Source organism: Pseudoalteromonas sp. '520P1 No. 423', from assembly GCF_001269985.1.
In the GTDB taxonomy this organism is placed as follows: Bacteria; Pseudomonadota; Gammaproteobacteria; order Enterobacterales; family Alteromonadaceae; genus Pseudoalteromonas.
Genome location: NZ_BBZB01000002.1, coordinates 953,374 through 966,709 on the forward strand (window position 1 = coordinate 953,374; position 13,336 = coordinate 966,709).

The window sequence follows — 13,336 nt, forward strand, 5'->3', positions numbered from 1 at the left end:
GATTTTCAATCAATATTGATTTGTGATTGGTCGCTGTGATTTCTGTTGTAAAAATGGTGGGGCAGAAGATACTTATTTATGGGGTTTGTTAGTTTTTATAGATGTAAATATTAAAAAACTGACGCTAAGAAAGGGGTCTCACCGTCAGTATGATTTATAAATGGTTAAAGCTGATTTTTAAAATTGAATAGACCAAGCATTTAATTGGCCCTCATCTTTTTTAACTTTATCTTTGATGATAAGTTTCCAAGTACCTGTGACATTTGCAGGTAGATCAATTAAATAGAATTCTTGCAAATTTTGCGCATCATCATATTTGTCTTTCGCTTTTAATAGATATACATCACCATTAGGAGATTTTAATTTGATTTTTAAATCACCTAGGTAAGTGTGTGTAATATCAACATACACTTGTGCTGTTGGGCTATAATCAGGATCTGCTACTGTAATTTTACTTACAGTACGTTTTTTATCTAAAATTGGTTTTACATGTGTGTTCTCATAATAAGATTGTGCTTCATTTGATACTGTAACTTCTTGGTTAACAATATGTTCACCACCATTGTTATCAACAACCATTAATGAAACTGAATACGTACCTTCTTGTGAAAAAGTATGCGTAACAAGTTCAGAATTCGCTTGTTCATTACTTGCAAATACCCACGTATATTGCGAAATAGTGCCATCTGTATCGATACTTTGTGATGCATCGAACTGACAAGTTAAATTAGTACAAGAATAAGTAAAACTTGCTGTTGGTAAAATATTTTCTGCCGGGAAAGTTTGATTGGTATTTACTGCATCTTTAGTATTTTGAGCAGGTGCTTGCCAAGTGAATTCGCTATATTTGCTTCCATCTCCTGATAATTGTAATGAATGTCCAGCTGTAGTAGAGCTCGTTTCTGCTACTCCAACATCTGTAGACTCCATGCCATCAGCTGTTCCGCCTGTAGCAGTAAAGCTCCCTTCATAACTTAAAAATTGAACAACTTCGTTTGCAGGGTTTATTAACGCAAAGCCATCTGGTCCGCCATTTTGAATGCCCGAGATTAAAAATGCAATTGCACCAAAACCATTTTGCTGATCATTAATTACGCCGCTTAATGATTGTGTATTATAAAGTGCGCCGCCGTTACCATTGTATAATTCTATTGACCAACCAGATAAATCAGTTTCTGCTTTGCCTGCTATTTCAATAAATTCGTCAACATCAGAGCTGGCATTGTCGTAATGGAATTCATTTACCCATGCATCGCTGGTTTTTATTATAACTTCACTCGCTGTTGCTGATGTATGGCTACTTAGCTGTGATTCATTATTTGAAAAATCAACGGCTGTTATTTTGTAAAAGTATTCAATGTTAGCTTGTAAGCTTTCATCATCAAAAACGTCACTTCGGATCACACTTGCATTGATTTTTGTGAATGAACCTTCAGCGGTATCACTTCTGTAGATATTATAGCCGTTTAAATCAGATTCAGTATTTGCACTCCAGTTTAATGAAACTTTACCTGCTCTACCGATACTTGATAAATTAATTGGCGCATCGGGTGCAATTAAATCAGCTTCACCATTACAGATAGATTCAAAAATACATTCAGCATATTCAGGATGATCTACAAATGGGTTTCTATTACCTTGAAAACTAAAAACAGCTTCAGTGTGACGTCTTTCAAAATCATCTACAGGATCTTGCTTATGCCATTGGATCAGAGTTGATTTTAAGCCCATATAAGCAACTGATTGATTTGAACCCGTATTAGATGCGTCTATTAAGTTTCTATCATCAGTTAAGATTAAGTCTGGTTCAGAAACACCTGTCACATTGTGCGTACCGCCTTCATAACGGATGGCCATGTACATCATTGCTCTGGCAACATCGCCTTTTCTAGCATCCCATGTTTCCCAGCTACCAGCTGAATATGAACCGTCAGTCCAATTCGAATTTACACCACCTCTATCGTTATTCTCCTGAGTTGTTTTTTCGCTACAGCCAGAATCACAGTTAGCGTAAGGCTTATTTGAACGACTAGAATTATAACTACTATCTGCAATAAACAAATGGTGTGCGTCGGTATAAGCGTAGTTACTAGAGCCATCGTCTGGAAAACCATATGATTTAGGCCATGAGTGCTCTCTGTTATAAAATGAGTTACCACCGCCTTCTTTTTTATAGCTCGCATTTCTGTATATTGTAATTACATTCGCAGCATTATTTGGATCTTGATCAGCTGTTTCTAAAATGTCCCATGTATCGGTTTGCGAAGATGTATACGGGAATCGAGTATGATCATCTATTATGGCATGGAGTGAGTTTCTCAGTGCGATAGCTGAAGAGGTATCTGCAGTGTTGTAATAATCTGCAGGGACAGTGGCTAATGCACTCGTTGATAATATAAGACCTGTGACAGATCCTAAAATATGATTTATTTGCGTGAGTTTCATATTCGACCTAGATATTTTTAAAGTTTTGTTTTAACGATTTAAACTTTAAATTTGAGTTAAAATGGGTACAAATCATATAAGGGAATTGTTAAGGTTTTATGACAATAAAAAAATAAATTATATATATTTAAATCATATACTTATATTTGTTTAATAATTGGTCTATTTTTTTTGGCGGCTGTAAAAATGTGAGGACACTGTAAATAAAATGTCCGTATATATACGGTTTGTAGTTTGTTTGAGGTATTTCTAAATTGAACACATGTGATTTTATGGATTGGTTGCATGTATGTTCCTGATATGACTACATATTTTGATTCCATAAAACATCTAGCGTGTATTTTTGTCGTTTATCGCATAAACACCTATTTTTATTGTTTTATGTCAAATTTTAACTTAGGTTATTAACATTAATGACAGCGCTGTCTTAGTTTTGGAAACGTCAAGTAAGTGATCTCTATAAAATTTTTGTCTTATTTTAAGACAAATATAAGCAATATTGTGAGGCATTGTTGATATATGGCTAATGTCATTATCAGTCAGTACTTGTCCATTTTATATGACAACAATAACATCTATTTTATAGGTACTTCAGAGGGATATGATAAGTGAATAAGATACAATTAATTTCGATATTGATAATATTATTTTTTGCCAATACAAAGTTAGTGTTCGCATCAATATTAATTACTAGTGAAGCGACCCCTACTGCTGTAGTAAATAAGCAATATATTTATGAATTTAAATCAGATTACAATGGCAATCTTTCTACCAATTGGAGTGTAGACACTTTACCGAGTTGGTTGTATCTACAATACGAGTATAGCGCTGTACCTAAGTCTTTTAATGTTAAATCCCCGCCGTTATCATTGATATCTATGGCTGCTGATGATATCGGAAACGTTTATGGTGTGCATTTTGAACCTCCTTCATTCCCTATAGGTGTTCGTCAAATATTTTTATATAAGTACGCAACAGATGGAGAAATTATTCACCTTTTTGATTTTGATTTTAATGAATATTTCGATTTCAGTGACGGTCTTATTATTAATCCTGAACAAATTAAAATACTCTTGATTGAATCACAGTTATATATAGTGTACCAAGCAGGTTGGTCTGAAGAAGGAAAAAAATTAAAGATCGGTAAGTATGATCTTAATACAAACATGTTCAATGACTTTGTTACATTAGGCGGTTACAGTGCCAAGGCCGTGACTGAAAATCAGGGAGATATTTATGTTGTTACTGATAAAGGTATTAAAAAAATATCACGGGAAGGTGAGATTACTGATATTGGGTCGAATATTAAAGATATAAACCTAACAACGGGTTTAGCATTTTCAGAAGGTGAATTATATTTATCTGGTGAAAATGGTTTATCAATTTATGATGATGATTCCGGTGAATTGAAAACGGTATCTGACTTAAATGACATATGTTCAATCAAAGAAGAAGAAAAAGCTGTTAGCGATATTAAAATCAAAGATACAGGTGATATGTATCTCTCTGGTATTTTTGGAGTTATGCGCTTATCAGCTGATTTAAAATCTTGTTCGTCTTTATTTACAGACAACACTTTATTAATAGCATTGTCTGCTAATCAACAATTATTTTTATTAGATTCAATAGATGAGAATAATTCAATAAAGCTTTTGCAAAGAATTTCTAATTATTTGGCTGGTATACCTACCGACGATGATAGAGGGATACATAAGGTTAAGTTGATGTTGGATGTTGGCAATGAGCACATTGAGCAGGATTTTGAAATTGAAGTTAAATATGTAGCATATCCACTTACAATTACGGGTAACAATATTATTGGTGAATGGACTTTCGAAGATAGGGAATATGGTCTTAAACTAGAATTAGGTAATAAACAGTATATTGATGAGATTTTTACTTTCTCTAGTACTGGATTGCCAAAATGGGCAAGTATTGATAAAAAAGGTACTGTGAGTGGCACGCCCAGGAATGAAGATGTCACTCATGAAGGAATAGTAGAAAATGACCCATTATCATATACTATACACGTTTCAGGTGATAAAGGTGGTGAGGGGGAGTTATTAGTTGAATATGCCGTAATCAATGTAAATGATACACCAACTATCAGTGGCTCTCCGATAAAATTAATTGTTGTAGGCGAAAAATACGACTTTAAACCAATAGGTAATGACATCGATAAGTTTGATACTTTGAGATATGAGATTAAAAATATACCTAAATGGGCCAATTTTGATGTTAAGACTGGTACTTTAAGCGGTACGCCTAATCATTCTAATGTTGGCACCACAGACGGGATTATTATTTCGGTGCATGATGAGATACTCGACGCTGAATTGGCCCCCTTTTCCTTGACTGTATATGAGAAACCAAAAATTAGTGGTACGCCAGACAAAAACATTGCTGAAGATACGCATTACGAATTTAAACCAGATGTAAGTGCAGATGATAAAACCGTTATTCAAAAAATTAGTATTGACAATAAACCTAGTTGGGCAACTTTTGATCCCGAGACGGGAGTGTTATCCGGTACACCTAGTAATCAAGATGTTGGTACAACACAAAATATTGTTATCACACTGTATGCTAAGCAATATGATGTTGAATATGAACTTAGCTTAGAGGCCTTTAACTTAACTGTCACCAATGTCAATGACACGCCCAGTATTCAAGGTACTCCTAAATCACGTGTTTTTATAAATCAGCTTTACACTTTTAAACCGGATGCTAATGATAGTGATATAGGCGATACACTCAACTTTAGTATTAATATTCTACCGAGCTGGGCAAGCTTTGATGAAGTAACAGGTATTTTAAGTGGTACGCCAACTGAAGATGATGTTGATAACATGACTGCCAACATTATTATTAAAGTAACTGATAAACAAGGGGCACATTCGAGCCTTGCTCCTTTTTCCTTGACAGTAAAACGGATGATAACCAGTTCGCCTCTTGTTTCGGTGTTTGAAGACCATTTATACACTTATATGATTAATCATGTTGATTCTGATAAAAACACCTTTAGTTTGCACACTCCTACTTTACCATCTTGGTTAAAAATGATTAATGGACAAAAAACCACTTCATTTCTTAATAAAACAAAATTAAAGCCATTGGCGTTCACAAGCGATCATTCTGGTCATTTTTACATTATTTATTGGCATCCAGATAATGATCATTATGGCTTGTATAAATCATCACTTGATGGTGAGTTAACCTTATTAAAAGACTTAACAGCAAATTATCCATCAGATTTTACAATTGATGAAATGCAAAATACGGATTTATTAAATACGGATTTATTGATAATAGGTTCGGATTTATATATCGCTTATGAAGATGCTGGCAAGATCACTAAACTTGATGTCAATAACATGACAAACGAAGCGATTTATCTGGATAACCTTAATTTGCCAAGAGAAATGGCTTATGCAGGTGGTTACTTATATTTCATTGAAACTGCTGATGAAAATAATAATCATTTGCTAAAAAAATACGATCTGTTTGATAACAAAATCGCAGAAACAAAAAATTTAAGTGTAGAAAAGTACGGTAATTTAGTTAGCTTAGATGTTAATTCAAATGGTGATTTATACTTTTTTGGCTTAAATGGAAATACCCTCACCATCGAGATAACGTCAAACACAGGTGAAATAAGCGAATGGGTATTAAAGCACGCTACCTTAAAAGAAATAGCACAATTTGATGCTGTAATCACAAACCAAGGAGCGGTTAATTTTAGTTTCGATAATAGTCTATATCGCATAGATGCTAATATAAATGCAAACAGTACTTTTCATAGCGTGTCACAATCAGACACAGCTTCTGAAGCTTTTTTTCAACAATTACACGTCTCAGCTGAGGGTCACGTTTTTGTGGCAACAGCAAAAGATATCCTTCGTATTACAAATACGACGTATTTATCAGGCGTGCCTCGAAATAATGATGTAGGCTCGCACGCGGTAAAAATACTGTTAATAAACGATGGCATGCAAGAAAACCAAGAGTTTACCATAGAAGTTAAAAATACCAATGATGGGCCATATATTTATGGTAACCCAGAACAGCAGGTTTTTGAAGACAAAGTATACAGCTTTGTACCCTCTGCATCAGATGATGACTTAGCGTATGGCGATGTGCTGACTTTTAATATTGAAAACAAACCTAGCTGGTTAGACTTTAACACAAATGATGGGTCTTTATTAGGTACTCCAGGAAATGACGATGTTGGTACAACAGAGCATATTGTGATCTCAGTAACCGATAGTAGTGGATTGTACTCTTTATTAGATGCTTTTGATTTAACAGTCACAAATGTCAATGATCCGCCAGAAGTTTTTGGTGACCCAGCGACCACTGTTAATGAAAATAATGAGTATCTATTTTCTCCTAAAGTAAGGGATGTGGATAACAACAAGTTCTATTTTAGTATCACTAATAAACCCATTTGGGCTAATTTTGATTTAGATACGGGAGCTTTAAGGGGTATTCCCACTAATGAAAATATCGGTACTACATCAGGTATCGTGATTACGGTCTCTGATGGTGAGTATAGTGTCAATTTAGCACCATTTAATATAACGGTTATCGATTTTAATAATGCGCCAATTGCTCAATCACAGGTCGTGCAGGGTGTTGAGGACATTCCCAAGTCCATTTTACTCTTTGGATCTGATATCGACGGTGATAATTTAAGCTTTACGATTGTCAGTAACCCCAAAAATGGCAACCTCAGTGGTCGCGCTCCTAAACTAGAATATACACCCAATCATAACTTTAATGGCCAAGATAGTTTCACTTTTATTGTAACAGATATTTTAGGTCAAAAATCCACACTCGCCACAGTGAAAATAACGATTACAGCAGTCAATGATCTGCCTGTCGTGCAAGATGATTACGCTCAATTAAATGAAGATAATAAAGTCAAAATTAATGTATTGGCCAATGATACTGATAGCGATGGTTTTATACAAAAAACAAGTGTGATGTTAGATACCAATCCAGCAAATGGCACTGTGTCTATTAATACTGCAAATGGCGTGATAACTTATAACCCTAACGCACATTTTAATGGTTCTGATAGCTTTACTTATACCGTTATTGATAATCAGGGAATTAAATCCAAACCAGCCACAGTGAAAATCGATATCACAGCAATCAATGATCAGCCGTTGGCAAACAATGATAGTATTACGACTGTTAAAAATAACAGTATCACCATAGATTTGACTGTTAATGACACAGATATAGAGGACTTGAAACCTAAAGGAGACATGACTATTACAGGCTATCCTGCCAATGGTAGTGCTTCTTTGGTCGATGGCAAAGTACTTTATGTGCCAAATGCTGACTATTTTGGCACGGATAGTTTTACTTACTCAGTAAAAGATGATGACGGGTTAAGCTCTGATATCGCCAAAGTCATTATTACAGTATTAGATAGCAATCAAACACCAGTTGTTGTCAATGATGTCGCAGTGACAAATGAAGATACTCCAGTCGTCATTGAGTTAGTGCACAGTGATTTAGGTATCGCATTTAATCCAGAAAACATGATTATTAGCAACCAAGCGACTTCAGGACAGGTGAAAATAAATACAGATGCAACTGTTACTTATTCACCCAATAGTGACTTTTATGGAACTGATAGTTTCAGTTATATCATTACTGACAGTGAAAAGAGCACCTTTTATGACGTATTAGTCAGTATTACGATAAATTCAGTGAATGACGCACCGATTGCAGTTGATGATACAATAACTGATATTACCAAGGGCACAGTATATATCATCAATGTATTGGGTAATGATACGGATGTTGATAGCAAGTTAGATAATACATCCTTTGATATTGTGTTAACACCCCACAGTGGCACTGCCATCGTCAATCCATTGGGTCAAATTGAATACACTCCAAGCGTTAATTTTAACGGTACTGATAGATTGAGTTATACAATACAAGATGCCACAGGTTTAATATCAAATGAGGCCTTTGTCGACCTGACGACAGAAGCGTTTAATGAAAAGCCAATTGCAAATGATGATGGCCCTTTTATGCTAAATGAAGATGGTCAGCTCAGTATCACAGTGCTAAAGAATGACCAAGATATAGATGGTACGTTAGATGAAACTAAGGTTACTTTAGTCACTAAGCCGACACGCGGTATTGTGCGTGTTAATTTAGATGGCACTGTTACTTATATTGCTGATAAAGATATCATTGGAAATGATAGCTTTACTTATATAGTTTCCGATAACCTCGGTGCTAAGGCAGTACACCCTGCTAAAGTCAATCTTGTTATAACAGCACACAATGATAGACCCGTAGGCGAAGATCAATCTGTAGAGGTGATTGAAGATACACCCGTCTCGATTTTATTATTCGCAGCTGATGTCGACAATGATAAGTTGGATTTTGAGATTGTTAGCGAGCCCAATAATGGCAGTCTGATTGGTCAGCCTCCTGAAATAATATATACGCCAAATAATAACTTTAATGGTCAAGACAGTTTTACTTTTATGGCGAATGACGGTTCACTCAATTCGGCTATTGCTACGGTTTATTTGAACGTGTTAGCTCAAAATGATCAACCAATTGCAGATTCGATGTCAGTCACAGTGATGGAAGACAAGCCAAGACAGTTTAAGTTAAATGGTCGTGATAGTGATGGTGACAGCTTGAGTTATCAAATCACTTCTGCCCCAGTAAATGGCACATTAAGTGGTCAAGCACCCGAGCTACAGTATACCCCTAATGCCGACTTTAATGGTCAAGACAGTTTTACTTTTATGGCGAATGACGGTTCACTGAATTCGGCTATTGCTACGGTTTATTTGAACGTGTTAGCTCAAAATGATCAACCAATTGCAAATTCGATGTCAGTCACAGTGATGGAAGACAAGCCAACACAGTTTAAGTTAAATGGCCGTGATAGTGATGGTGACAGCTTGAGTTATCAAATCACTTCTGCCCCAGTAAATGGCACATTAAGTGGACAAGCACCCGAGCTACAGTATACCCCTAATGCCGACTTTAATGGTCAAGACAGTTTTACTTTTATGGCGAATGACGGTTCACTGAATTCGGCTATTGCTACGGTTTATTTGAACGTGCTAGCTCAAAATGATCAACCAATTGCAAATTCGATGTCAGTCACAGTGATGGAAGACAAGTCAACACAGTTTAAGTTAAATGGCAGTGATAGTGATAGTGATGGTGACAGCTTAAGTTATCAAATCACTTCTGATCCAGTAAATGGCACATTAAGTGGTCAAGCGCCTGAGCTACAGTATACCCCTAATGCTGACTTTAATGGTCAAGACAGTTTTACTTTTTCTGTACATGATGGCAAGTCCAGATCTGAACCAGTGGCAGTCAATATTAGCGTAATTGCCCAAAATGATGCCCCTATAGCTGTAGATGATATTTTAAATATGCGTCATTGGCATACAACAGATATTAATGTATTGGCTAATGATCGCGATATTGATGGTGATAAACTCAGTATTATAGGTGCCACTGTGAATAATGGTTCAGTAGAGTGGACGGATACGTTAATACGTTATACACCTCAGGATGGATTTGAAGGTTCAGATGTGATCCAATATATTATTACTGATATAAAGGGCGCATCGTCAAGGGCCTTAGTATTGATTGATATTAATATCGACGATACAGATTTACCCGTGATCACTTTACCTAGTAATATTGAAGTGAATGCGACTGCTTTGTTGACTAAAGTTGATTTAGGTGTCGCAACAGCGGTTGATAAAAATGGTCATCCGCTAGCTGTTGCTTTGTCAAACAGTAGTCCCTTTTTAAAACCTGGGATCAATACGGTTCTATGGCAAGCTACTGACAGTCAACATCGCACGGCGTTAGCAAGTCAAACTGTTAAAGTTAATCCTCTGATTTCATTAGGAAAAGATGAAATGGCACTAGAGGGCTTTACTGCTTCAATCAATATTTATCTTAATGGGGTCGCACCAACTTACCCAATATCAATTCCTTATACTATAAAAGGGAGTGCGCAAGCTGGCGTTGACCACAACCTGACAGATGGTACTTTGCTGATAAAATCAGGTATTGAAGGTAGTATTCGTTTCAAAATTTATGCTGATGATATACCTGAAGATGCAGAAACGATTATTATTGAGCTCGATAACGCACTTAATTTAGGGAGTAAATATCGCCAGACGATTACTATCAGTGAAGACAATGTAAGCCCAACAGTTGAAGTCTTAGTTGAACAGATGAATGAACCACGTTTATTAGTCAACCAAGAAGATGGACTTGTAGTAATAAAAGCGCAAATCAACCACCCAAATCCCGATAAAAAATTCAGCTATGAATGGTCAAGTGACCAACAAATTTTGAGTGATCAGGATCCAACAAGTGATCGTTTTAGTTTTGAACCGACTGATCTTGAAACTGGCTTGTATCATGCGTTACTTAAAGTGACAGATCTCGATGACCCCACATATCAAGTAGAGAAAAAGGTCACTTTCAAGTTAGATAAATCAGCAGCGGTACTAAGTAATGCGGATATTGATAATGATGGCATACCTGATAATGTTGAAGGCCTATCTGACACTGATAAAAATGGTATTGTTGATTACAAAGATAGTATTACTGAGTGTAATGTGATTCCTCAATTAGTCGGAGTATCTGACTCATTCTTACTTGAGGGTCAACCTGGTGTATGTTTAAGTTTGGGTAACGAAGCTTTATTTCATGGTTCAAATGGCGCACGTCTACTTCTTAATGATAATGATGATACTAGTGCCAAGAACATAGGTGGCGTATTTGATTTTATTGCTTCTCCTTTACCAATACAAGGGCAAGCCTATAGCATTGTAATACCCCAGGTACAGCCAATCCCAACACAAGCTATTTATCGAAAAAAAGTGGAGACGGGAAAATGGACTGATTTTGTTCAAAATGACACTGAGCAAGTATGGTCTGCAGAAGGAGAATTTGGTTTCTGTCCGCCTCCAGGTGACAGCCGTTGGCAACGAGGATTACTGGAGGGCGGTTGGTGTATCCAATTAACGATCACAGACGGCGGTCCTAATGATCATGATGGTCAAGCAAATGGCACTATAGTTGATCCCGGTGGTGTAGCTGTTATGTTAGACAACAACCATTTACCCATAGCGCTAGATGATACAGTCCAAACACGGATTGATACACAAATTATCATAGATGTATTAGTCAATGACAGTGACAGCGATGGTGATGAGCTGTTTATTAATTCCGCCAATGCGATTTTTGGCAGTGTACTTATCGATAATAATCGCTTGGATTATCAACCTGCACTAGGGTTCTTTGGTACTGATACCGTTATTTATGGTATTTCTGATGGTCATGGCGGAGTTGCATTTGCAAAATTAACAGTCAAAACGCGAGAAAATTTAGCCCCTGTAACAGAGGAAGATAATGCTAAAGCTATATCAGGTCAAGAGATCACAATAGATGTCTTAGCGAATGACAGTGATCCCGAAAATGATACTCTCAGTATAAAAACTGCTGAAGCTGAAAATGGTTCTGTGATGATTAATAGTGACAATACCTTGAGATATCAATCTAATAAAGATTTTACAGGGGTTGATATCGTTAAATACAGTATCCAAGATGTATTCGGAGCACAAAGTTCTGGTACGGTTATAATTACCGTAGACTCTAGTACCACAACAGTCACTACTCAAACATCTGGTGGAGGTACTTTATTTTGGCAATTTATCATTGCTTTATGGTTCCTTCATTTGCTTAGACGCTTTTACAGGCAAAAATCCGAGTTTAAAGGTGAATGCTAATGAAAAATATACAAAAAAATAAAATTATTAATACAAAGATGTGGGCTAATACTCCAGTTTATACAACAGTGTTAATGTGTATCGTATCTTCGGTAGCACAAGCTAATCAAGATACAAATTGGTATTTGAATGCTGGATTGGGTAACGTATCTGGAAGCCGCTCTGTGGCTCAATACAGCAAAGATTTATCTAAAAATGATATTACAGTAACTCATATTGACATTGATAATAACCGCATGGGTTTTAAGCTGAACTTAGGCTATGAAGTTAATGATAGTTTTGCTATTGAATTGGGCTACTTAGATTTAAATGATGTTAAGTTAGAGTTGACTGCTGTTGTATCCGATCCTGATTTATTTATTAAAGATGCTGCAACGGTGCACCCTCATTCTGCGAATGGTTTTACGATTGATACAGTATATCGATATGATTTTAATGACAGCTATGATTTATCGGCCAGTGTTGGTTTGTTTAAATGGTATAGCCATTTTAATACGTATGACATGATAAAAGGTAAAGCATTAAGTTCTGATAATCGCAATGGTCTTGATTTAAGTTACGGTCTAAGTGGTGGTTATAAAATAACCAGTAGTTTTTCTTTATTATTAACATGGCAACAATTTAAACTTGGTAATGATACTTCACAAATGTGGTCAGTTGGTACGAGATATCAGTTTTAAATCAATGAATATGTGCCTGTTTAAAATACTTTTAAGGTGGTTAACAAGGCTAGCATGGCGAGGAGTTATCAGTAATTTATACTGCAATATTACTATCGAGCCGTCGATAAATTTGGTGATGCGATTGATTATTATCTCAGTCATAAGCGAGATGAGGCAGCAGCCAAAGCCTTTTTAAATAAGGCGATAACTCAAAATGGGCTCCCTGAAAAAGTTGTGGTAGATGGGGGTCAAAGTAATCATGCAGCAATAGATGCGATGAATGTACAACTTTGGCTCACTTGCTATTTTATGTTGTCACTTATAGAGCTCATTAACGTAAAATATCGAACAATATTGTGGAGCAGAGTCACCGATGGGTGAAACAAAAAACACGTCAAGTACTGGGTTGGAAGT

General features: G+C 36.1%; 3 protein-coding genes and 1 pseudogene. 3 read left to right on the forward strand and 1 reads right to left on the reverse strand.

All coding sequences use genetic code 11. From position 1 onward, the window contains the following. Nucleotides 1-177: 177 nt before the first annotated feature. Entirely contained in the window at nucleotides 178-2,445 is a 2,268-nt protein-coding gene (locus PSA_RS22700; RefSeq protein ID WP_052380270.1) for an endonuclease, read from the reverse strand. A 608-nt stretch (nucleotides 2,446-3,053) separates the two neighbouring features. Between PSA_RS22700 and PSA_RS22705 the strand changes: the two genes are divergently transcribed. From PSA_RS22705 to PSA_RS26965, 3 genes and pseudogenes are all read left to right on the forward strand, one after another. Then, nucleotides 3,054-12,260 (forward strand): Ig-like domain-containing protein, encoded by a 9,207-nt coding sequence (locus PSA_RS22705; RefSeq protein ID WP_059365049.1) that lies wholly within the window; start codon nucleotides 3,054-3,056, stop codon nucleotides 12,258-12,260. After that, complete coding sequence (locus tag PSA_RS22710; RefSeq protein ID WP_042152987.1) at nucleotides 12,260-12,940, forward strand: outer membrane beta-barrel protein; 681 nt, start codon at nucleotides 12,260-12,262, stop codon at nucleotides 12,938-12,940. Before PSA_RS22705 ends, PSA_RS22710 begins: the two co-directional genes overlap by 1 nt. A gap of 87 nt (nucleotides 12,941-13,027) precedes the next feature. Further along, nucleotides 13,028-13,311 (forward strand): annotated as a pseudogene (locus tag PSA_RS26965) (DDE-type integrase/transposase/recombinase); the annotation flags it as partial. Nucleotides 13,312-13,336: the final 25 nt, after the last annotated feature.